Source organism: Neobacillus cucumis (genome assembly GCF_023715505.1).
The window spans coordinates 219,419-243,478 of sequence record NZ_JAMBOH010000006.1; the positions used below are offsets into that span (position 1 = coordinate 219,419).

Annotated in this window: 21 protein-coding genes; 20 read left to right on the forward strand and 1 reads right to left on the reverse strand. The window is 39.1% G+C overall.

Features of this window, described 5'->3' with window-relative positions:
- Positions 1 to 9: 9 nt before the first annotated feature.
- The 5 genes from M3226_RS11745 to M3226_RS11765 all read left to right on the forward strand — a co-directional run bounded on the left by M3226_RS11745 (position 10) and on the right by M3226_RS11765 (position 3,899).
- The gene (locus M3226_RS11745; RefSeq protein WP_251565508.1) at positions 10 to 924 is read left to right on the forward strand and encodes a ketopantoate reductase family protein; all 915 of its coding nucleotides are present in this window, start codon (positions 10 to 12) and stop codon (positions 922 to 924) included.
- Positions 925 to 1,209: 285 nt separating this feature from the next.
- Positions 1,210 to 1,986: an amino acid ABC transporter substrate-binding protein gene (locus M3226_RS11750; RefSeq protein WP_251565626.1), complete on the forward strand. Its 777-nt coding sequence runs from the start codon at positions 1,210 to 1,212 to the stop codon at positions 1,984 to 1,986.
- A gap of 98 nt (positions 1,987 to 2,084) precedes the next feature.
- Positions 2,085 to 2,744 (forward strand): amino acid ABC transporter permease, encoded by a 660-nt coding sequence (locus M3226_RS11755; RefSeq protein ID WP_251565509.1) that lies wholly within the window; start codon positions 2,085 to 2,087, stop codon positions 2,742 to 2,744.
- Between the two features lie 15 nt (positions 2,745 to 2,759).
- Positions 2,760 to 3,503, forward strand: a complete 744-nt coding sequence (locus M3226_RS11760; protein WP_285857816.1) for an amino acid ABC transporter ATP-binding protein — start codon at positions 2,760 to 2,762, stop codon at positions 3,501 to 3,503.
- Between the two features lie 165 nt (positions 3,504 to 3,668).
- Positions 3,669 to 3,899 carry a hypothetical protein gene (locus M3226_RS11765; RefSeq protein ID WP_251565511.1) on the forward strand — a complete coding sequence of 77 codons (231 nt, stop codon included), beginning with the start codon at positions 3,669 to 3,671 and terminating at the stop codon, positions 3,897 to 3,899.
- Positions 3,900 to 4,089: 190 nt separating this feature from the next.
- Here the strand turns inward: M3226_RS11765 and M3226_RS11770 are convergent, their stop codons facing one another.
- Positions 4,090 to 5,586 carry a peptide MFS transporter gene (locus M3226_RS11770; protein ID WP_251565513.1) on the reverse strand — a complete coding sequence of 499 codons (1,497 nt, stop codon included), beginning with the start codon at positions 5,584 to 5,586 and terminating at the stop codon, positions 4,090 to 4,092.
- A gap of 351 nt (positions 5,587 to 5,937) precedes the next feature.
- Between M3226_RS11770 and M3226_RS11775 the strand changes: the two genes are divergently transcribed.
- From M3226_RS11775 to argF, 15 genes are all read left to right on the forward strand, one after another.
- A complete protein-coding gene (locus tag M3226_RS11775; RefSeq protein ID WP_251565516.1) occupies positions 5,938 to 6,702 on the forward strand; it encodes a MerR family transcriptional regulator in 765 nt (254 codons plus the stop codon).
- Positions 6,703 to 6,927: 225 nt separating this feature from the next.
- Positions 6,928 to 7,938 carry an ABC transporter ATP-binding protein gene (locus M3226_RS11780; protein WP_308211941.1) on the forward strand — a complete coding sequence of 337 codons (1,011 nt, stop codon included), beginning with the start codon at positions 6,928 to 6,930 and terminating at the stop codon, positions 7,936 to 7,938.
- Positions 7,919 to 8,887, forward strand: a complete 969-nt coding sequence (locus M3226_RS11785; RefSeq protein ID WP_251565520.1) for an ABC transporter ATP-binding protein — start codon at positions 7,919 to 7,921, stop codon at positions 8,885 to 8,887. The genes M3226_RS11780 and M3226_RS11785 overlap by 20 nt, the downstream gene beginning before the upstream one ends.
- A gap of 51 nt (positions 8,888 to 8,938) precedes the next feature.
- Positions 8,939 to 10,555, forward strand: a complete 1,617-nt coding sequence (locus M3226_RS11790; RefSeq protein WP_251565522.1) for an ABC transporter substrate-binding protein — start codon at positions 8,939 to 8,941, stop codon at positions 10,553 to 10,555.
- Positions 10,556 to 10,717: 162 nt separating this feature from the next.
- A complete protein-coding gene (locus M3226_RS11795) occupies positions 10,718 to 11,725 on the forward strand; it encodes an ABC transporter permease (RefSeq protein ID WP_251565524.1) in 1,008 nt (335 codons plus the stop codon).
- A 47-nt stretch (positions 11,726 to 11,772) separates the two neighbouring features.
- Positions 11,773 to 12,642 (forward strand): nickel transporter permease, encoded by an 870-nt coding sequence (gene nikC / locus M3226_RS11800; RefSeq protein ID WP_251565631.1) that lies wholly within the window; start codon positions 11,773 to 11,775, stop codon positions 12,640 to 12,642.
- Positions 12,643 to 12,852: 210 nt separating this feature from the next.
- Complete coding sequence (locus tag M3226_RS11805; protein ID WP_374110586.1) at positions 12,853 to 13,377, forward strand: shikimate kinase; 525 nt, start codon at positions 12,853 to 12,855, stop codon at positions 13,375 to 13,377.
- Positions 13,378 to 13,428: 51 nt separating this feature from the next.
- Positions 13,429 to 14,193 carry a type I 3-dehydroquinate dehydratase gene (aroD, locus tag M3226_RS11810; protein WP_251565529.1) on the forward strand — a complete coding sequence of 255 codons (765 nt, stop codon included), beginning with the start codon at positions 13,429 to 13,431 and terminating at the stop codon, positions 14,191 to 14,193.
- A gap of 219 nt (positions 14,194 to 14,412) precedes the next feature.
- The gene (gene argC, locus M3226_RS11815; protein ID WP_251565531.1) at positions 14,413 to 15,450 is read left to right on the forward strand and encodes an N-acetyl-gamma-glutamyl-phosphate reductase; all 1,038 of its coding nucleotides are present in this window, start codon (positions 14,413 to 14,415) and stop codon (positions 15,448 to 15,450) included.
- A gap of 71 nt (positions 15,451 to 15,521) precedes the next feature.
- On the forward strand, positions 15,522 to 16,751 hold the full coding sequence (argJ, locus tag M3226_RS11820) for a bifunctional glutamate N-acetyltransferase/amino-acid acetyltransferase ArgJ (protein WP_251565532.1): 1,230 nt from the start codon (positions 15,522 to 15,524) through the stop codon (positions 16,749 to 16,751).
- Positions 16,752 to 16,763: 12 nt separating this feature from the next.
- Positions 16,764 to 17,561: an acetylglutamate kinase gene (gene argB / locus M3226_RS11825; protein ID WP_251565534.1), complete on the forward strand. Its 798-nt coding sequence runs from the start codon at positions 16,764 to 16,766 to the stop codon at positions 17,559 to 17,561.
- On the forward strand, positions 17,561 to 18,760 hold the full coding sequence (locus tag M3226_RS11830; RefSeq protein WP_251565536.1) for an acetylornithine transaminase: 1,200 nt from the start codon (positions 17,561 to 17,563) through the stop codon (positions 18,758 to 18,760). The genes argB and M3226_RS11830 overlap by 1 nt, the downstream gene beginning before the upstream one ends.
- Before the next feature lie 5 nt (positions 18,761 to 18,765).
- Positions 18,766 to 19,842 carry a carbamoyl phosphate synthase small subunit gene (locus M3226_RS11835; RefSeq protein WP_251565633.1) on the forward strand — a complete coding sequence of 359 codons (1,077 nt, stop codon included), beginning with the start codon at positions 18,766 to 18,768 and terminating at the stop codon, positions 19,840 to 19,842.
- The gene (gene carB, locus M3226_RS11840) at positions 19,829 to 23,065 is read left to right on the forward strand and encodes a carbamoyl-phosphate synthase (glutamine-hydrolyzing) large subunit (RefSeq protein WP_251565538.1); all 3,237 of its coding nucleotides are present in this window, start codon (positions 19,829 to 19,831) and stop codon (positions 23,063 to 23,065) included. The genes M3226_RS11835 and carB overlap by 14 nt, the downstream gene beginning before the upstream one ends.
- Positions 23,049 to 24,026, forward strand: coding sequence for an ornithine carbamoyltransferase (gene argF, locus M3226_RS11845; protein WP_251565540.1), 978 nt, complete (start codon positions 23,049 to 23,051; stop codon positions 24,024 to 24,026). The genes carB and argF overlap by 17 nt, the downstream gene beginning before the upstream one ends.
- Positions 24,027 to 24,060 lie beyond the last annotated feature (34 nt).

Here is a 24,060-nt window from a genome sequence, read left to right on the forward strand (position 1 = left end):
TGAAGTGAGATGTTCATAAAAAAAGTTTCTATTATCGGTCTTGGGGCATTAGGGATTCTATTTGGGAACCAATTTTCCAAGAGATTCCCCCGTGCTGATTTAAGAATAATAGCTGATGAAGACCGCATTCAACGCTATAAAGAGGACGGGGTTTTTTGTAATAATGAGCTCTGTGATTTCAACTATGTGAGGCCTCATGAAGCGTGCGAGCCTGCAGATCTACTGATTATTGCGGTGAAATTTAATGGCTTAGCTGATGCGATTCAGGCGGTCAAACACCATGTTGGAGAGAGAACGATTATTTTATCGCTCCTGAATGGTATCACTAGTGAAGAAATTATTGGTGAGGCCTATGGTATGGATAAAGTATTATATTGTGTAGCCCAAGGCATGGATGCTGTTAAAGTGGAGAACCAACTGACATACCACCATATGGGGATGATCTGCTTTGGGGGAAATGAAACAGAAAAGGTGAATAGCCTGGCAGAGTTTTTTGAACAAATGGAGATTCCCTATGAGGTTGACCCTGATATGTTAAGAAGGCTGTGGGGAAAATTTATGCTTAATGTAGGGGTAAATCAAACTGTTGCCGTTTTTGAAAGTAATTATGGAGAGGTTCAGCATGAGGGACCTGCCAGAACGATGATGATTTCGGCTATGAGAGAGGTAATGGCACTCTCTGAAAAAGTTGGGGTACCTTTAACAGAAGAAGATTTAGATTATTGGTTAAGGGTATTAGGCAAATTAAGTCCAGATGGAAAACCCTCAATGGCCCAGGATGTTGAGGCAAGACGATTTAGTGAAGTAGAGTTATTCTCCGGTACCGTAGTAAAATTGGGGAAAAGGTATGATGTGCCAACACCGGTTAATAAAGAGTTGTATCATAGGATAAAGTCGGTTGAGAATCAGTACACAAAGGCATAAGGAAATGACTTAAGGCAACTCCCCGTTTTGGGGAGTTGTCTTTTTGTATAGATTAATAATACTAAGTAGATACAACTACGTCATTTAATAAATAAAAAATTCACTATATTACAAACACACATAAATATAAAAAAGGTCTATTTCTACATAGAGAGAGACTTTTTTCATTTTAGTAGAAAAATGATTGTGTTTTAAAATATGATAATGTTATAATGTCTTAGTATGATAATATGGTAACGTACTAAAGTGTTTATTGAAATTATCTTGTAAAAGGTGGAATACATGATGAAACGTATAGCAACAATAATGCTGACAATTGCAGCTGTTTTTTCTCTTCTTACAGCCTGCTCAGGTAAAACATCTGGTGCTAAAGATGACACGCTAATAATTGGAATTGACGATAAATTCGCTCCGATGGGATTCAGAGATGAAAACAATAAAATTGTCGGCTTTGATATTGACCTCGCAAAAGCTGCTGCTAAAAAGATGGGGAAAAAGGTAGAGTTCCAGCCAATCGATTGGAAGACAAAAGAGTCTGAACTTAGCAGCGGTCGTATTGACCTAATTTGGAATGGCTATACTATTACTGATGATCGAAAGAAAAAAGTGCTTTTCACAAAGCCCTACTTAAAAAATGCACAAGTGGTTGTAACTCGAACTGATTCTAAAGTTACTAAACTATCGGATTTAGAAGGTAAAGTTGTCGGTCTTCAATCGCTTTCATCTGCGTCAGATGCCTTAGATGCAAATCCAATTAAATCAAAAATTAAAACTGTAACAGAATTCAAAGACAATGTGTTAGCATTAAACGATTTAAAAAGCGGGCGTTTGGATGCAGTGGTCATTGATGAAGTCGTTATTAATTATTATATGACTAAAGAAAAAGGTACTTTTAAAATATTGGATGAATCACTTGCCCCTGAGGAGTACGGAGTAGGTGTAAAAAAAGGTAACGAAGAATTGCTTAAAAATCTACAAAAAGCCCTTGATGATATGAATGCAGATGGTACGGCATCTAGTATTTCAACTAAGTGGTTTGGCGAAAATAAAGTATTGAAGTAAAATTTATAAGAAAGCAAAACAGGATTTCCTCCGGAAAGCCTGTTTTGTTTGTTAATTGCAATGCTGCTTACGCTTTTCTAATTGGAGGAAAATTAAGAATGTCGATTAATTACATTATTTCAATCTTGAAGCCAATGCTTGAAGGGGCCCAGATGACGATACTTTTATTCATTATTGCCATTTTAGTCTCCATTCCATTGGGCTTTCTTTTAACATTGGCTGTAAGAAGTCAAATCAAACCATTGTCATGGCTTGCTCAAGCTTATATTTATGCGATGCGGGGAACACCACTGTTATTGCAATTATTATTTATTTGTTTTGGTCTGCCGATGATTCCTGTCATTGGTGAATATTTAGTCTTAGATCGTTTTGTGGCAGCCTGTTTAGGGTTTATATTAAATTATGCTGCATACTTTGCTGAGATTTTTCGTGGAGGTCTGCTGGCAATTGATAAGGGACAATACGAGGCGTCTCAAGTGCTTGGGTTGAATAAATGGCAAATGACAACCAGAATTATCATGCCGCAAATGTTTCGAATCGCCCTGCCGGCTGTCGCAAATGAATCGGTAACGCTAGTAAAAGATACTGCCCTCCTCTACGCAGTTGCAGTACCGGAATTATTGCACTTTGCTGAAACTGCAGTAAATCGTGATTTTACAATCGTACCATTCGTTGTTGCCGGGATAATTTATCTCTTGATGACACTGGTACTAACGCTTGTATTTAAATGGGTTGAAAATAGATTTAGATTTGAATAGAAGGTATGGGTGAATATGGCGATCATTGAAGTTTCAAACCTCAAAAAGTCTTATGGGAAATTGGATGTATTAAAAAAGATTACCTTTGATGTAAATATAAATGATGTTGTAGCGGTTATTGGTCCCTCGGGTTCCGGAAAGAGCACGATGCTGCGCAGTCTTGTCCATCTTGAGCAAATAGATGCCGGCAGTATCTGTGTTACAGATCAATTTTTGGTGAAGGATGGAGTTTATCCAAAGCTTCCTGTGATTAAGCAGATTACCGCTAAGATGGGGATGGTCTTTCAGCACTTTAATCTTTTCCCGCATCTAACAGTTCAGGAAAATCTGATGATTGCGCCTAAATTGGTGAAAAAAGAAACGTCTGTTGAACTTCAACAGCGAAGCTCAGAGCTATTGGACAAAATAGGTCTCCTCAATCGTGCCAAGGCTTATCCAGCGAATTTATCCGGCGGACAAAAACAGCGGGTTGCCATTGCACGGGCTCTTATGATGAGTCCTGAAATTCTGCTTTTTGATGAGCCTACATCAGCTCTTGATCCGGAGCTAACAGGTGAGGTGCTTCAAGTAATGAAGGATTTAGCTCAAGAACACATGACAATGATTGTGGTTACTCATGAGATGGGGTTTGCTAAAGAAGTAGCCAATAAAGTGATTTTTATGGACAATGGAGAGATAATCGAATCCGGCGATCCGTCTGAGATATTTACTAATCCACAGTTCGAACGGACTAAGATTTTTTTAAACCGCAGTTTATAATATTTATATATCACAGAAAAAAGCTTATCTTAGTTAACCCTAAGATGAGTTTTTTTATTTAAGCTATGTTAAAGGTTATGGTTGATTTTTAGCATGATGAGCAAAAGAAATAACATAATAATAGTTAGGTTAGAGAAGGATAAAGGTAAAAAGGGGGTCTTCTCAATGAATTTAAATCCGTTTAACAGTAAGGATCATGAAGAAAAGGAAAGCCTTGCTTCCGTTTTAGAAAACTCAAAAGAAATTGAAGAAGATTTGATGCGGACTTATTTAATTACAGCAGAACGGGTACATGATAATGATGAATTAAAAGAACGCCTTGAAAACTTTGCCCAAGGAAACGCCAAACGGACGAAACAGTTAGTAGATGAATTAAATGATCTAACAGATCAATAAAAAAGGTGAAAGGTCTTTTTAAATTAAAGAGACCTTTCACCTTAAAAGTTTTTGACTTTGAGAATTGTCTAGCTCCAGCGCCTAGCCCTCGATGGTCTACAACCTCTCAGGGAATGAAGGCAAAGAACCCCTTCTTTCCCTGAGCCTCTTATGCTTGTCGGGGCTGACCAAGGCGCTTGCGCTTTTCTTATTATCGAATACCCTTCATTAATACCTGAATTTTTGGTGCAAGCATTAATAGAATAAAACCAAGGACGATGGAAGCACCGCCAATTACACCAAAATAGGTCATTTCTGTTGCAGGTGTATAGAATTTAACTACTTGTGCATTTAATGCCTGAGCAGCTGCACTTGATAAGAACCATAAACTCATGGTTTGCGCTGAGAAAGCTGCCGGAGCTAATTTTGTAGTTGCTGATAGACCTACAGGTGATAAACATAACTCCCCTAGTACAACAATTAAATAACTAAGAACTAGCCATAATGGATTTACTAAAGAATCTGTTCCTCCGAAATAGGCTGGAACAAGAATAACCATAAATGATAAACCTGCAAATAATAAGCCTAATGAGAATTTTTGCGGAATGGAAGGCTCACGCTTGCCTAATTTTACCCATATTGCAGCAAATACAGGAGCTAAAACAATAATAAATAATGGGTTTAATGATTGGAACCAAGCGGGAGAAATCTGTATACCAGCAAAATCTAATTGTGTCCGCTTATCCGCATAATTGGCAAGGATGGTCGAACCCTGCTCTTGAATCGCCCAGAACATAACGGACGCAATAAACAATGGAATATACGCGACAACACGTGATTTCTCAACTGATGTAGTTTTAGGGCTTGTGTACATGCGAATAAAGTAAATAGCCGGAATGAGAATTCCAAGAATACTTACAATGTTAATAAACCCTTCAAATGTTAATAACCCATTTGGAATTGTAATAAAACCAATAATAGCAATAACAATTATCGCAACTGCAAAATAAGTATATACTTTTTTCTTCTCAGAAGATGTAAGCGGATTTGATACGGTGGTTCCTGCAAGACCAAGATTTTTCTTTTTTGTTATTAAGAAGACAACTAATCCTAAGAACATACCCACTGCAGCAATACCGAAACCTAAGTGGAAGCTGGTATTCATGATCGTTTTGGAGCCAACGATTAATGGTGATAAGAAGGCACCTGCGTTAATCCCCATATAAAAAATACTAAATCCAGCATCACGGCGATTATCATTTTCAGCATACATTTCCCCAACAACGGTTGAAACGTTTGGTTTTAATAACCCTGTCCCCAAGACAATCAATACCATGGAAACAAAGAAAAAGGCGATACTTCCAGGGATTGCGAGGGCAATATGACCAAGCATTATGAGGATGCCCCCAATGAACACTGCTCTTGACGTACCGAAGATTCGGTCAGCGAACCAGCCGCCAATAATCCCTGACATATACACGAGGGAACCGTATATCGACATAATCGATAAGGCCAAGGTTTGGTCCATACCTAAACCGCCCTTGGTTACACTATAATACATATAGTAAACGAGAATAGCTCTCATTCCGTAATAAGAGAATCTTTCCCAGAATTCGGTGAAGAAAAGGGTGAATAGACCTTTAGGATGTCCGAAGAATCCTTTCTGAGGTACACTATCCACAATTTTCTGCCTATTTAGATTTGACATTATACAACCTCCTCTTTATTATTCTATAATACTTTTCACATATTTGAATTGTCAAAAACTTTTTTTGGCAATAAAGTGAAGCTCAACTAAAAACCTTGATAATTCAATATATTTATAAATACCAAGGAAAAAAGAAAGTTTTTTTGAAATAATTAATTATTTCTGACTAGAAAAATTTTTCACTCTACTACATTAAAAGAAGCTCTTAAATTAGTTAGGATTATTAAAACTAAATGGAATTACAGAACTTCCAATTGCAAATCAAAAGGTATTGATTAAATTTGGGCATTCCGTTGATTGACTTTGACGCAGCGTAAAGGTGTATTGTTTAAACAAGAGGAGGTGAACGAAATGGAGTATACAGTACAAAAGTTGGCGAGTTTAGCGGGGATAAGTACTAGGACACTAAGATATTATGATGAAATCGGGATCCTTAAGCCGGCAAGAATCAATTCGTCAGGTTATCGAATCTATAGCAAGAAGGAAGTCGATCGGCTGCAGCAAATTCTATTTTACAGGGAATTAGATGTCAGCTTAGAGAGAATCAAAGAAATTGTCACTGATCCGTCCTTTGATGGTGCGGCCGCACTTAGAGAACATCGTGAAAAACTCCTTGAGAAAAAGAAACAATTAGACTTATTAATTGCTAATGTCGATAAAACCATTGCGTTAACAGAAGGGAGAATGAAGATGGCCGATAAAGAAAAGTTTGATGGCTTTAAGAAAAAGATGATTGAGGAAAACGAGAAAAAGTATGGGAAAGAAATTCGCCAAAAATATGGGAACGATAGAGTAGACCAATCAAATGAAAAGGTAATGAATATGACAGAGGAGCAGCATGATGAGGTCACTGAATTAGCTAAGAATATCACTATGACCTTAGCTGAGGCGTTTAAAACAGGCGATCCAGGTGGGGAACTAGCCCAAAAGGCTGCCGAACTGCACAAACAATGGTTATGCTATTATTGGACTGAATATAGCAAAGAGGCCCATGCCGGTCTTGCTCAAATGTATGTAGATGATGAGAGATTCACTGCCTACTATGATAAAGAGCAGCCAGGGACAGCTGAATTTTTAAGAGATGCCATTTATATTTACACGGGTAAAAAATTATAATATTAATATAAAAATAAGCCAAAAATCAGAAAATAAGAGGCCTTATACTAGTCTGCAATAACGCTTTAATGCAGTGTGGTGTAAGGCTTTTTTTTATAATTTTTTATTTTATTGACAAATTTTGATAAAAATAGGCAGGTGATATATGTCATAATAGTTTTAAAATTTGTTATATTATAATATTTCAAACGTAATTTAAAAACCATAGATTAAGAGGTAGGTGTAATTGTGGGTCATATTTTACAGATAAAGAACTTAAAAATATCGTTTCAGTCTGGGAAAACACTCTTACCTGCTGTTGATGGCATCAGTTTTAATCTGAGAGAGGGGGAAATTCTTGGAATCGTAGGGGAATCAGGGAGTGGCAAAAGTGTAACTTCGTTAGCCACAATGGGGTTAATTCCATCACCGCCCGGTAAAATTGAGGACGGTCAAATTATTTTTGAAGGAAGAGATTTAATAAACCTCTCCGAAAAAGAGTGGCGTAAAGTTCGTGGGAATCAAATTTCAATGATCTTCCAAGAACCTATGACTTCACTAAATCCTTTGTTCACCATTGGAAATCAGGTGATGGAAGCCATCAAACTACATACTAATCTCTCAAAGAGAGAAGCACTAGTTCGAGGCATTGAATTATTAAGACTAGTAGGAATCCCAAGGGCTGAGGGAATTTTGAGAGAGTATCCCCACCAATTATCGGGTGGGATGAGACAACGGATCATGATCGCTATGGCAATGGCGTGCAATCCTAAGGTGCTGATTGCGGATGAACCTACAACTGCACTTGACGTAACCATACAAGCTCAGATTCTTGCATTAATGAAGGATTTAAATAAAAAAACCAATACATCCATTATCCTCATTACACATGATTTAGGTGTGGTAGCGGAAATTTGTGAGCGGGTAATCGTGATGTACTCTGGACAAATTGTAGAACAAGGTGATGTCAGAACCATACTTAAAAATCCTCAGCATCCTTATACTAGAGGGCTATTAAAATCCGTCCCTGAATTAAGAGGGAAAAAGGAGCGTCTCTATAGCATACCTGGAACCGTCCCTGCGCCGGGAACTATTCAAAATGGCTGCCGGTTTGCGCCACGGTGCGCGGAGGCATTTGGTAAGTGCCATGAAGAAGAACCTCAATTATTGAACTTGGAAAAAGAGGAACATGAAGTTCGCTGTTTCCTACATATATTGAAGGAGGGGAGTGACAAGCATGTCAGAGTTACTTCTTGAGGTAAATGGGTTGAAAAAGTACTTTCCAATTACTGGGGGACTTTTTGGAAGGAAGCAAGGTGAAGTGAAAGCCGTTGACGATGTTTCTTTTTATGTTAAGAAGGGAGAGACTTTGGGCATTGTTGGGGAAAGCGGCTGTGGGAAATCGACTACTGGCCGTCTGTTAATGCGTTTACTTGAAGCAAGTGAAGGAAAGATTGTGTTTGAAGATAAAGAGATTACTAGTATGTCAAAAAATGAATTAAGAAAAACCCGCCGTGATATCCAGATGGTATTTCAAGATCCCTATGCATCCTTAAACCCGAGACATTCGATTGAACAAATTCTTGAAGAGCCGCTCATTGTTCATGGGATTGGCACTAAAGAAGAGCGAAAAAAACAAGTGCGAGAAATGCTCGAGGTGGTCGGCTTAAGCAGCTACCATGCCAAACGATATCCGCACCAATTCTCGGGCGGTCAGCGTCAACGGATTGGGATTGCTAAAGCATTGATGACGAAACCGAAGCTGATAATAGCAGATGAACCTGTGTCAGCATTGGACGTTTCAATCCAAGCCCAGGTTCTTAACTTAATGAAGGATATCCAAAATGAATTTCAGCTTACCTACATATTTATCGCACATGATTTAGGTGTGGTACGACATATTAGTGATCGTGTAGGCGTGATGTATTTAGGAAGATTAATAGAGTTAGCCGATAGCGAGCAGCTATATCAAAATCCCTCCCATCCTTACACAAAGGCACTACTCTCGGCGGTGCCGATTCCAGACCCTGATCTAAAGAAGGAAACTATTTTAATTGACGGTGAGATTCCAAGCCCTGCAAACCCTCCATCAGGATGTGCCTTCCATACCCGGTGTTCACAGGTGATGGATATTTGTAAAACAACTAGACCTAAAGAACATGATTGGAACGGTCATTTTGTTGCATGTCATTTATATAACGAGTGATTTGCTGCATTTATGATAAAAAATAAAATGTACAGGGGGTAACAAACTCTTATGAAGAAAAAACCTTTTATACTGTTGTTGATTTCTCTACTAGCTATCAGCATGTTTTTGGCTGGCTGCAACAGTAAAACAAATGAAGCAACAGGAGGCAAGAAAGATCCTGTTTCTGGAAGTGCCGCGAAAAAAGACACACTAGTCTATGGCCGTGGAGGAGATTCTACATCACTAGACCCCATCACCTCAACGGAAGGTGAAACGTTTAAAGTAACGGAAAACATTTTTGAAACCTTAATCCAATATGGCGACCAGGATACCACCATCAATCCTGGACTTGCTGAATCATGGAAAGTTACTCCTGATGGGTTAACTTATACCTTTAAACTTCGGCAAGGAGTTAAATTTCATGATGGGACCGATTTTAATGCAGAGGCAGTAGTTTTTAACTTTGACCGCTGGATGAATGGAAATGCAGACAGCTTTCCTTACTATACGATGTTTGGAGGCTATAAAGGGGAAAAAGGACATGTAATTAAAGAAGTTAAAGCGGTTGATGACCATACTGTACAATTTGTATTAACAAGACCTCAAGCACCATTTTTAAAGAACCTAGCTATGTCTCCGTTTGGAATTGCCAGCCCTGAGGCAGTTAAAAAATACGGTGATAAATTTAGACAGCATCCTGTTGGTACAGGACCATTCAAATTCGTGGAGTGGAAAGAAAACGATACAATTACGCTTGAGAAAAACCCAGACTACTGGCAAAAAGGCTACCCTAAGTTAAACAAAGTGATTTTCCGTGTCATTCCTGAAAATACAGCACGGCTTAATGCTCTTGCCAATGGAGAAATTGATGTAATGGATGGCCTAAACAACTCAGACGAGGCCACTGTTAAAGCAAATGCTAATCTTCAAGTGATTGAAAGACCGTCAATGAACGTGGGTTATATTGGTTTAACGACCACTCGTAAACCATTCGATAACAAGCTCGTTCGTCAAGCCATCAATTATGCCATTGATAAAAAATCAATCATCGATGCATTTTATGGAGGAAAGGCACTTGAAGCTGTTAATCCAATGCCACCTTCGATTGAGGGCTATAATAAGTCTGTTGAGCCATACCCATATGATTTGGAAAAAGCAAAACAATTGTTAAAAGAAGCAGGTTACGAAAAAGGATTTGAAACTGACCTTTGGGCTATGCCTGTAGCTCGTCCATACATGCCGGAAGCTCAAAAGGTGGCAGAAGTGATTCAAGAAAGCTTAAGTAAAATAGGCGTCAAAGCGAAAATCCAGTCTGTTGACTGGGCAACTTATTTAGATAAAGCAGCCAAAGGTGAGTTTGATATGTTCATGCTTGGCTGGACGGGCGACAATGGAGATCCTGATAACTTCTTATACACCTTGCTTGATAAAGACAGCATCGGAAGCAATAACTATTCTTATTATAGCAATGACCAATTGCACAATATCTTAATTAAAGCGCAGACAGAAACGGATCAAGCTAAGCGCAATGCCCTTTACGAGCAGGCACAGGTAATCATCCATGATGATGCTCCATGGGTTCCGCTTGTACACTCAACACCATTGTTAGCAGCCGGGAAAGACGTAGTTCATTACCTGCCGCATCCAACAGGTTCAGAAGCACTTACCAAGGTTGAGTTTAAATAATAAGAAAAGAGCGAGCGCCCGTTTAGCGAAGTACACTAGTCACTGGGCCCTGGAGCTGGACCATTTTCAAAGTAATGTAATCATTTCTTATCTTGGAACAGAGGGGAGGGACTTTCCCTCCCTTTGGTAACTTAAGGTTCATTCTCAAAAGAGGTGAAAAACTTGTTTACGTACACAGTCCGTCGTGTGTTTTCTCTAATACCTGTTTTAATTGGAATGACACTAGTCGTTTTTGCTATTATCCATGCCATTCCCGGTAATCCAGCACAAGTCATTCTTGGTCAAAGGGCAACTGCAGAATCGATTGCTACTCTAACAAAGGAATTAGGATTAGACCGCCCATGGTACATACAATACGTAGATTATATTAATGCATTGATTCATGGAGATCTGGGGGTCTCGCTGAGGACAAGAGGTCCTATTAATGAAGAAATTTGGTCTTACCTTGCAGCCACAGCGGAATTAACGATTGTTGCAATGTTTATAGCCGTTATTATTGGAGTAAATGCAGGAATTGTTAGTGCCTGGTTCTCGAGATCATGGTTTGATTATGTGGCAATGGTACTTGCCCTGATTGGGGTATCACTGCCAATATTTTGGCTTGGTTTAATGGAACAATGGGTATTCTCTATACATTTAGGCTGGCTTCCAACCACAGGTAGAGAGAATGTTAGAGATCCCGTATCAGCCATTACCAATCTATATTTAATAGATACGTTATTACAAGGAAGATTTGACCAATTTATCGTTGTTCTCAAACATTTGGTACTGCCTAGCTTGGCACTGGCCACCATTCCCATGGCAATAATTGCAAGAATGACACGTGCCACGATGCTAGAAGTGATGAAATCAGATTATATCCGTACTGCAAGAGCAAAGGGGCTAAGTATGTTTTGGGTGGTTTATAAGCATTCTTTAAAAAATGCGATTATTCCAGTACTGACCATTATCGGATTGCAAACAGGCCTGCTATTGGGGGGAGCCATCCTAACAGAAACAATCTTCGGCTGGCCGGGAATTGGCCGATATTTATATGATGCAATCGGCTATCGTGATTATCCAGTGATTCAGTCAGGCATTTTATTAATTGCTGCCATTTTTGTCCTTATTAATTTAATTGTGGATTTATTGTACGTCTTTGTTGATCCAAGAATTAAATATACGAAATAAAGGAGGGAGATTGTTAAGTGGCGGAACTTGTAAAAAAAACAGCTAATATCGAGACTGTATTTGTTGAAGAAAAGCTGACACCTCCTTGGAAGGAAGCCTGGATATCATTTTATAAAAACCGTTTAGCCCTGGCGGGACTGGGGATTGTAGTTTTTTTTATCATGATTGCCATTTTAGCACCAATCATTGCACCCTATAGTTTTAAGGAGCAAGTGCTAACAGATCGAATGCTCCCTCCCTCAAGTGATCATTGGTTCGGCACAGATGATTTTGGCCGTGACATTTTCTCCCGAATTGTTTACGGGGCAAGAATATCCTTATGGGTGGGATTTTTTTCAGTCCTAGGATCTGTCGTATTTGGGACCATTTTAGGAATTGTCGCGGGATATTATGGCCGCTGGATTGATTCGCTTATCTCGCGTATTTTTGATATCATGCTCGCCTTCCCTAGTATTCTATTAGCTATAGCGGTTGTCGCAATCCTTGGACCATCTTTACAAAACGCATTAATTGCCATTGCTGTTATTAATATTCCGAACTTTGGCCGGCTTGTCCGATCTAAGGTGTTAAGTGTTAAGCAAGAAGAATACATTATGGCAGCCCGAGCAGTGGGGATGAAGGACACACGAATTCTCTTTCGTCATATTCTCCCTAACAGTATTTCACCAGTCATTGTCCAAGCAACTTTAGCGATTGCCACATCTATAATCGAAGCGGCAGCCCTGGGTTTTCTCGGAATGGGGGCACAGGCGCCGACACCAGAGTGGGGAAAGATGCTGGCAGATTCAAAAAATTATATTACCCAGGCTCCATGGACATTGTTTTTTCCGGGAATCGCTATTATGCTGACAGTGCTGGGATTTAATCTAATGGGTGATGGACTAAGGGATGTCCTTGACCCGAAGATGAAGAACTAAGGTTTTGAATTGAGACTCCAGCTGGGGTCTTTTTTTTTAATTCTTTTAAGGTTTAATATGCTCAAATACTCACATAAACATTGTTTTTCAATAGAGGGAACTATTATAATTATGACAAGATAATGCCTTATTTCAGATAAGATGTTTATACAATCCATATCCTTGAGGGGGAATAATAAATTGGTTTATCGGGGAGTTTCTTTAAAAGAAATGAGTATAGTTTTTATAGGGTTTATGGGGGTAGGAAAAACTACTATCGGTAAAGCTGTAGCGAAAAAACTGTATCGAGATTTTATCGATATTGATGCCGAGATAGAAAAAGAATACGGCATGCCAACGTCCCAAATCTTTAATAAGATTGGAGAAAAAGCATTTCGTGAAAAAGAAAAAAGTGTAATTACAGATTTATGCAAAAGGAAAATGAAGGTTATTTCTCTTGGTGGCGGGGCATTTTTACAAGAAGAGATCAAACAGATTTGTTTAGATAATTGCCTGGTCATTTTTCTAGATTTATCCTGGGAAAATTGGAAGGAGCGAATAAGCCTTATTATCGACAGCCGGCCTGTTTTAAAAGGAAAGTCCTTAAAAGAAATTGAAGAACTGTTCTATAAGCGTCAGGAGATCTACGCTGATCACCATTCTGTAGTATCAACTGATAATCAAGATGTAGAAGAAATAGCTGATTATATTGTAGAATCATTAAAATTAGCTTGGGAATTACATGGTGAAAAGTAAGCGTAATACCTCATGAACTTTTGTATAAAAAATAGTAAAGGACTGGGGAAAATGAAGAAAACAATTACAGTCAGAGGTATTACAATTGGGGAAGGTGCTCCTAAAATTTGTGTTCCGATGGTAGGGACTAGTTTAGCTCAACTAATAGAGGAGGCAAACTATTTAAACACACTTGATTTGGATGTAGTAGAGTGGCGTGTCGATTTCTTTGAGGATGTCGAACAAATTGAAAAGGTAATAGAGGCTTTAAATGAGATTCGAGGAATCCTCACAGAGACCCCTCTTGTTTTTACTTTTCGTAGTGCTAAAGAGGGTGGAGAAAAAGAGGTTAGCACCGCATACTATTTTGAACTAAATAAAGCGATCGCTGAAACTGGCCTAGCCGATATCGTCGATGTTGAGTTATTTAATGAAGAAAATGATGTTAAGGCGTTAATAGAAGCAGCTCATGCACAAAATGTTTTTGTGATTATTTCTAATCATGATTTTCAGACGACTCCTGCAAAAGAGGAGATTATCTCACGTTTATGTAAAGCACAAGAACTAGGGGGAGATCTCCCGAAGATCGCTGTAATGCCAACTAGTACGGCTGATGTACTTACATTGTTGGATGCAACCACTACTATGAATGAACAGTTCGCAGATAGACCGATTATTACTATGTCAATGGCAGGAAAGGGAGTTATCAGCCGCTTAGCTGGAGAATTATTCGGCTCGGCCGTTACTTTTGGAGCTGCTAAGAAGGCTTCCGCACCCGGGCAGGTAGCGGTTAAGGAACTGCGAAGCGTATTGAATTTGCTCCATACAAGCCTATAAATTACTATTTGGTAGTTAATCTAATGAAGTTCCTGCACATCTCAGGAGCTTTTTTTTTGCATATAAAATGTATAATCTTACAAAGAATATTGTAAGCGTTTCCAAAAATAAATAGGATAATTTTCAGTAAAAATAAAAAATTAGGCTAATTAACTATTGAATAATTATATAATGGTATGTATAATAATTCATTATAAAAGCGACTTGGGAGTGGAAGAAATGAAAGCTGCAATTATCGGTGGAACAGGTTATGGATCAATTGAGTTAGTCAGGTTAATTAATAAGCACCCATACTTGGAGATTGGTTCAGTTGTATCCAACTCCCAAGCTGGAGTTAGTTTTAGTGATGTGTATCCACATCTTTCCCACGTTGTTGATCAAACACTTGAAACATTTAATGCTGATAGATTAAGTGAAGAAAATGACATTGTTTTTCTCGCTACCCCTTCAGGTGTGAGCAGCAAACTTGTACCACAGCTGCTTGAAAAAAGAATCAAGTGTATTGACCTATCCGGAGATTTCCGGTTGAGGTCTGCTGAAGAGTACGAGAATTGGTATAAACACGCATCACCGGAAGAGATGTACTTAAAACAGGCAGTCTACGGTTTGAGTGAAATCTATAAAGAGAAAATCAGGCAGTCAACTTTAATTGCTAATCCCGGCTGCTATCCAACAGCAACAAATCTTGGTCTTTTACCCATACTTAAATCAAAATTAGCAGATGAAAAATCGATTATTATTGATGCTAAATCAGGAGTATCTGGTGCGGGAAGAAGCTTGTCATTAACTTCCCATTACTCAGAGATTAATGAAAATATTAAAGCTTATAAACTAGGAAAACATCAGCATATCCCTGAAATAGAACAAGTTTTGTCAGATGAGAGTGGTAATCCTATTACCGTTACCTTTACTACACATCTTGTTCCAATGACAAGGGGAATCATGTGCACGATGTATGTGAATCTAAAAGAAAAAATTTCAACCAAAAAAGTTATTGATTTATATAAACAATTTTATCAAGAATCTCATTTTATAAGAGTACGCCAGGAAGGAAATATACCCGCAACAAAAGAAGTTATGGGATCAAACTTTTGTGATATTGGCTTGCATGTGGATGAGCGAACTAATCGGTTAACTGTCATCTCAGTTATCGACAATTTAGTTAAAGGGGCTGCAGGTCAAGCGATTCAAAACGCCAATCTAATGAATGGCTGGGATGATCAAACTGGGCTCACTGATTTACCAATATATCCATAAGTTAAAACTAATAAATTACTAGTTAAATAGCCCGGTTAAATGCCAAGGGAATCTTAAGGGGGAAAAGGAAATTGACACAAGCCACATCAACCAACAAAATCGTTATACTTGGAAATGAGAGTGTAACCTTACCAAAAGGGTATAAGGCCGGTGGTATGCATTGCGGAATTAAGAAGAAGCGCCTTGATTTAGGATATATCGTATCGGATGTCCCAGCCGCAGTTGCGGGAGTTTATACAACTAATATTTTTCAGGCTGCACCACTTATCGTAACCCAAGAAAGTATAGCAAAAGAAAATAAAATCCAAGCAATACTTGTAAACTCCGGAAATGCTAATGCCTGTACAGGCGAGCAGGGTTTACTTGATGCAGCAGAGATGCAAAAAAAATTCGCAGACGAGTTAGGCGTACAACAGCATCTTGTGGCAGTTACTTCAACGGGAGTAATCGGTGAATTGCTACCAATGGATTGTATTAATACTGGAATAAAACAAATCCTCCAATCGGAATATGAACAAGAGGAAAATTTTAAACAAGCTATTTTAACAACTGATACTTGTATCAAACAAATTGGTGTTCAATTAACAATAGATGGAAAGACCATTTCAATCGGCGGTGCTGCAAAAGGCTCCGGGATGATTCATCCGAATATGGCCACCATGCTCGGCTTTGTAACAACCGATGCAAACATAGCTCAAGAGGACTTATTAGCAGCTCTTAAGGATGTAACAAATCAAACTTTTAATATGATTACGGTCGATGGCGATACAAGTACCAATGATATGGTGCTGGTTATGGCAAACGGTTTAGCGGGCAATGAACAGCTAACAAAAGAACATCCAGACTGGGACTGTTTTGTGGATGGCTTAGGTATTGTCTGTAAGGAACTTGCCAAAAAGATTGCTAGAGACGGTGAAGGTGCAACAAAGCTTGTTGAAATCCAAGTAAGTGGGGCTTTCAGCACAAATGCAGCTAAAACGGTCGGCAAATCAATTATTTCTTCTAATCTCGTTAAAACAGCAATCTATGGAACAGACCCTAACTGGGGAAGAATTGTCACAGCTGCTGGATACAGCGGTGTACCAATTGAACCAAATTTATTAGAAGTTTCAATCGGTCAATATAAAGTGTTTGAAAAGGGCTTACCGTGTCCAATCGTTGAAGAAGAGGTAAAAAGCTACTTAGAACAAGAGAACGTTGTTATATATGTTAACTTAAATCAGGGTGACTACAGTGCAACGGCCTGGGGATGCGATCTTACTTATGATTATGTAAAAATTAATGCATCCTACCGCACTTAAGGGAGGACAAAAATGAAATATTTAGTCATTAAGTGTGGCGGAAGTGTGTTAGAAAATCTGCCAAGATCCTTTTATGAGGATATCGTAAAAATGCATACATCTAGTGAGTGGACGCCCATTATTGTTCATGGCGGGGGCCCATTAATTACGTCTTTACTAAAAAGCTTAAACGTTGAAACCAAATTTGTGAATGGATTAAGAGTAACTGACCATCAAGTGTTAGACGTAGTCGAAATGGTTTTAAGCGGATCGGTCAATAAACAAGTGGTTAGAAACCTTGTAGAAGTAGGTGGAAACGCGATAGGAATTAGCGGCGTTGACGGTGGATTACTAAAGGCTGTGCCAACAGCTGATGCAAAAACCTTAGGTTTTGTTGGAGAAGTGGTAGAAGTCAATCACAGCATCATCGAAGGCATTATAAACCAAGGATTTATCCCGGTTATATCTCCTGTAGGAATTGATGCAGGTGGGCAGCGTTACAATATAAATGGTGATATTGCTGCCTCAGCCATTGCCAAGGCATTAGAAGCAAACCTATGCTTCATCAGTGATATTCCGGGAATCTTAGTTGACAAGAATGGGGTAAAAACAAAGCTTGATAAGGTCTCAAAGACCATAATTGAACAAATGATCCTAGAACAAACCATTTATGGAGGGATGATTCCAAAGGTCAAAGCCGCGATTGACGGTCTTGTTCACAACATCCCTGAAGTAGGAATCATTAATGGGTTTGAGAAAAATAGTCTGTTAGACTACTCAAACGGCAAATGCGTCGGTACAAAAATTGTCTTAGAAGAGGAGATAGCCTAATGGTTAACAATACATCCGTCTCCCTAACCACACCAGTAATGGCCACATACAGTCGCTTTCCTGTCACATTAGTAAAGGGAAAAGGTAGTTACGTGTGGGACGACGAGGAGAATCAATTCTTAGATTTCACTTCAGGCATAGCCACATGTAACTTAGGGCATGTTCCCGATCCAGTTAAGGAAAAGCTAGAGGAACAATTGCAAAACCTGTGGCATTGTTCAAATTTATATAACATTCCTAATCAAGAGCAGCTTGCTGCATTACTAACAGCTAATAGCTGTGGCGATCAGGTTTTTTTCTGTAATAGTGGTGCAGAAGCAAACGAAGCTGCTATTAAACTGGCAAGACGATACGCTAATAAAATAAAAGGAAGCAATTCTTCAGAAGTGGTTACCTTTCAACAATCCTTCCACGGAAGAACCTTAGCTACGTTAACTGCAACAGGACAGGAAAAAATCCAACAGGGCTTTGCACCGCTAATGCCCGGATTCAGCTACCTGCCATTTAATGACGAGGAAGCGTTAGATCAGCTTATCACCCTTAAACCTGCAGCAGTTTTACTGGAATTGGTTCAAGGTGAAGGCGGAGTTATTCCGGCAAATCAGGAATGGGTGACAAAACTAGCACATATCTGTAAGGAAAATGAGATCCTCCTGATGGTGGATGAAATCCAAACAGGAATCGGCAGAACGGGAACATTATTTGCCTATGAGCAATATTCGATCGAACCAGATGTGATAAGTATCGCAAAAGGGTTGGGTTCTGGTTTTCCAATTGGAGCGATTATTGCTAAAGAAGAGGCAGCAAAAGGGTTTGAACCCGGCAGCCACGGCAGTACTTTTGGCGGAAACCCCTTAGCAACAGCAGCGGGGCTTGCCACAGTGACCCATATTATGGAGAGTAATCTGTTGGAAGATGTTAAGGATACGGTAAATTATCTCGACCAGCAGCTTCTACAATTAAAAGAGAAGCATTCTTTTATAAAGGAAATTCGCGGTAAAGGTTTCCTAAAAGGATTAGTGGTAGAGATTAATGCTTTGGAAATCGTGCAAAAGGCGATTGCCAACCATCTCTTAATCTTAACTGCCGGACCAAATGTGGTTCGAATCTTACCGCCATTAACGGTAACAAAAGCGGAGATTGATGAATTTACTGTAGCGTTGGAAGAAACATTCCAAAGTATAGAGAAAGGCGTGTGAATATTTTGGAAAAGGGTTATCTTACTTTGGAAACAGGAGAAGTTTTTGAAGGTATACTAATAGGTGCAGAGAAGGACTCTCTCGGAGAGGTCGTTTTTAATACAAGTATGACCGGATATCAGGAGATCATCTCAGACCCATCTTATGCCGGACAGATTATCACTTTCTGTTATCCAATCATTGGAAACTATGGGATTAATGCATTAGATGATGAAAGTATTTCTCCCGCCTTAGCAGGAGTAGTAATAGGTGATTTATGTGAAACACCAAGTCATTATCAATCCATCAATAATTTTTCAGAAAAGCTGAAAATTGCCGGGGTGGCCGGGATTGCCGATGTAGATACAAGACGACTTGTCAAAACTATTCGCAGCCGTGGAACGGTAAAAGCCTATCTAGGTAAAGAAAAGGGAATCAAATTGCCTAGCGATCAAAAAGCAACAATGTGGGTGGAAAAAGTATCTACCAATAAGATTCAATATTTCAAGAATAATGGGCCTCACGTCGTGTTAATGGATTTCGGATATAAAAAGTCTATCCTTCATGCGCTTTTAGAGGAAAACTGTTCGGTAACGATTGTCCCTTACACAACTACATTTGAGAAAATAAAATCCTTAAATCCAGATGGTATTTTATTAAGTAATGGGCCTGGGGACCCCATGCAGTTAAAAGCGTGGTTCCCGGAAATTAAAAAAATCACCCAGGCCTTCCCAACACTTGGAATATGCCTTGGCCATCAGCTGATTGCATTGTCATATGGGGCAAAAACTACAAAACTTGCATATGGACACAGGGGCGGAAACCATCCTGTTAAGGAATTGACAACGGGTAAGGTGAAAATTACCGCACAAAATCATAGCTATGTTGTTCTGGATGAGAGCATTGATCAAAAGGTATTTAATGTTACCTACCGAAATATCAATGACCAATCGATTGAAGGATTGCAACATAAATTGTATCCAATTCAAACCGTTCAATTTCATCCGGAAGCACATCCCGGACCAAGCGACACGGATTATATTTTTAAAGATTTTGTGAGTCAGATCGCATCATTGGGAGAGAACATTTATGCCGTTAAATAAAAATCTAAAAAAAGTACTCGTCATTGGTTCAGGCCCGATTGTAATAGGGCAGGCAGCAGAATTTGACTATGCCGGCACACAGGCGTGTATCGCCCTAAGGGAAGAGGGACTTGAGGTTGTTCTCGTCAATAACAACCCAGCTACAATTATGACTGACGAAGCAGTTGCAGATAAAGTTTATATCGAGCCGCTGAATGTAGAAACAATTGAAAAAATTATCCAAAAAGAAAAACCAGATGGGGTAATCGGTACACTTGGCGGTCAAACTGGATTAAATTTAACCGTTGAGCTATTTGAACAAAAAGTTTTAGAGAAATACAGTGTTGAACTTTTAGGGACATCGGTAGCATCCATTAAAAATGGAGAAGACCGTGAGAGGTTTCGTAACTTAATGTTAAAAATTGGTGAACCAATCCCAGAATCTGAAATCATTCACACCTATGAAGAAGGAGTTCAGTTTGTTCAAAAAATCGGTTTTCCTGTCATCATCCGCCCTGCCTATACGCTTGGAGGAGAGGGTGGAGGATTCGCCTATAACGAAGAGGAACTTGAACTTGTGCTAAAAAAAGGTTTAGCCGCAAGCCCTATTCACCAAGTGTTAGTTGAAAAAAGCATTAAAGGCTGGAAAGAAATTGAATATGAGGTCATGAGAGACGCAAATGATACGTGCATCATCGTTTGTAATATGGAAAATATGGATCCTGTTGGAGTTCATACTGGAGATTCCATTGTTGTCGCCCCATCACAAACATTAACAGATGTTCAATATCAAATGCTGCGTGACGTTTCGATTAAAGTAATAAGAGAGTTAAAGATTATCGGTGGATGTAATATTCAATTTGCACTTCACCCGGAATCCAATCAATACTATATTATCGAGGTTAATCCAAGGGTAAGCCGTTCATCGGCGCTTGCTTCAAAGGCCACAGGATACCCGATCGCAAGGATGGCGGCAAAGTGTGCGGTTGGTTATCATCTTGATGAGATTGTGAACCCGATAACAGGTAATACGTTTGCTTCTTTTGAGCCAGCGATTGATTATATTGTGGTGAAACTGCCTCGCTTTCCATTTGACAAGTTCCCTGAAGCAGACCGGACATTGGGGACACAAATGAAAGCAACAGGGGAAGTTATGGCAATCGACCGAACATTTGAAGGAGCTTTAAACAAAGCGATTCGTTCTATGGAAATGAATGTTTATGGTCTATGTCAAACAGCTTATGAGTCATTAGAAGAATCCTCTTTAATTGAATTGCTTCATATAGCAAATGATAAGCGCTTATTTGTCATCGCGGAAGCGTTTAGAAGAGAGTTCACTCTTCAAAAAGTACAACAGCTGACAGAGATTGACCCGTGGTTTTTACACAAAATTAGCTCAATCGTTGCGTTAGAAAAGGAACTTGCATCCTTTGAATGGAGTACCGTTCCAGTCGACCTGCTTAAAAGAGCCAAAAGAAATAATGTGGCCGATAAGTTATTAGCGCAAATTTATGAGATCCCGGAAAAACAAGTAAGACACAAGTGGAAAGAACTACAGTGGAAGCCGGGGTACAAAATGGTTGATACTTGTTCTGCTGAATTTGATGCCATTACACCTTACTATTATTCTACATGGCATGGCAGTGATGAGGTCGAAATTACAGATAGGAAAAAAATTCTTGTCATTGGTTCTGGTCCAATTCGTATTGGTCAAGGAATCGAATTTGACTATTGTTCTGTTCACGCGGCTAAAGCTCTCAAGAAAAAAGGGTTTGAAGCTGTTGTAATTAATAACAACCCTGAAACTGTAAGTACGGACTATTCGGTTGCCGACAGTTTGTATTTTGAACCGCTCGCTGCTGAAGATGTCTTACATGTAATTGAAAAAGAAAAAGTGGATGGCGTGTTAATCCAGTTTGGCGGCCAAACAGCGATTAATCTTGCGCATGATTTAGAAGAAGAAGGAATTAAGATTTTAGGAACAACGGTTAAAAATGTTGACCGCTTAGAGGATCGTAAGAGATTTTATCAACTCTTGGATGAATTAGAGATTCCTCACATTGAAGGAAAAACAGTTTCGCAGCCGGATGAATTGATAGAAGCAGCTAACTCCTTGGGCTACCCAGTGCTTGTTCGTCCATCCTATGTAATTGGCGGCCAGTCCATGTTTACGATTTTTTCTGAACAAGAGCTAGTACAGTATATTAACCAGCTCGAAGAAAATTCACATGCTGAAATGTGGCCTCTATTAGTTGATAAGTTCTTACCAGGACTGGAATGTGAAATTGATGTCATCTGTGATGGGGAAAATATCGTCGTACCTGGTATCTTTGAACATATTGAAAAAGCAGGGGTTCATTCCGGTGATAGTATTACAGTTTTCCCTCCAATCTCTTTATCTAGCAATATTAAAGGAACATTAATTGATTATGCAGGCAGAATCGCAAAATCTGCTCCTGTTATTGGTATCATGAATATCCAATTTGTTATCTATGATGAAACTGTTTATGTTCTGGAGGTAAATCCGCGTTCATCACGTACAGTGCCGATTATTAGTAAAGTCACCGGCGTTCCGATGATTGAGTGGGCAACACGTGTTCAATTAGGTGAATCGTTAACGGAGTTAAGTCAAGATTTAGGATTACTTGCTGAACCTGATTACTTTTCAGTAAAAGCTCCTGTGTTTTCTTCTAGTAAGCTTAAAGGAGTCGATCATGTACTCGGACCGGAAATGAAGTCCACTGGAGAAGTACTCGGAATCGGCACTACCTATCAGGCAGCACTTCAAAAATCTGTCCCTTTAATCAATGGAAGCAAGGGAGAAGGTTATCTGCTATGTTCAATTTCTGACAGAGAAAAAACCGATAGTCTTGCTATTTTAAAGGAACTAGTAAAAGAAGATTACAAGCTTGCGGCTACAGAAGGAACGGCTGAATTTCTAAAGTCCAATGGTCTTTCTGTAGAAATAGTGGTTCAAGACGAAAAAGATTTAAATAATATCTTCCGAAATAAGCCAATTCTGGCCGTTTTTAATATACCAAATCAAGGTCGAAATAAAAATAAATTTGGTTTCCATTTACGTGAGTATGCAGTCCGCTATAAAGTACCGGTGTTCACACATCTAGATACAATTGAAACCACATTAGGCGTACAAAAGAAGTTTGGGGCTGAATATGAAGTAAGGACCGTTAGTGAGTATTACAAATATGAGAAAGAAGGTGCCGTTCATGTTAGAAGCAATTAATACGGACGGAAAAAGCATCAGCAATAAACAAACATTTAAAGGTAAAGATTTTTTACAGCTAGCTGATTACAGTACCGATCAAGTCCTTTATTTGCTAGATGAAGCGGTAGAATTAAAAAGAATGCAAAAACAAGGTAAACCCCATCCATTCTTAAGCGGGAAGGTATTGGGTATGATTTTTGAAAAATCCTCGACTCGTACAAGGGTTTCCTTTGAAGTAGGGATGCTGCAGTTAGGAGGACATGCAATTTTTTTAAGTTCAAGGGATATTCAGCTCGGCCGCGGTGAGAGCATTTCTGATACTGCGAAAGTATTGTCCCGTTATATTGATGGAATTATGATTCGAACATTTTCGCATGAGTCTGTTGAAGAGTTGGCCTCTCATGCCACAGTACCTGTCATTAATGGATTAACAGATCTGCAGCACCCAACCCAGGTGCTTGCAGATTTGTTAACTATCCTTGAGCATAAAGGGAAGTTGGCAGGATTAAAGCTTTGCTATATTGGTGATGGAAATAATAATATGGCTCATTCTCTAATGGAAGGTGCCGTTAAAGTCGGGATGAATATCAGTATTGCAAGTCCTGCGGGCTACTTGCCTAATGAGGAAATTACTGAAAGAGCCATTCAAGCAGGCAAAGAAACGGGGAGTACGGTTACGATCACAAATAATCCTAATGAAGCAATAAAGGATGCCGATGTGGTTGTCACGGATGTTTGGACCAGTATGGGGCAGGAAGAAGAAACCGCCATCCGTTTAAAAGCATTCCAGGGTTTTCAAGTCAATGAAGAATTATGCAGCCATGCAAATAAAGATTTTATCTTTTTACATTGTTTACCGGCACACCGTGGTGAAGAAGTTACGAGTGAGATTATCGATGGACCACATTCAGTTGTATTCGATGAGGCTGAAAACCGTTTACATGCTCAAAAAGCAATTTTAAAACTTTTACTATCATAATGGGTTCCTTTTTTATGAGATGTGTTGTATAATC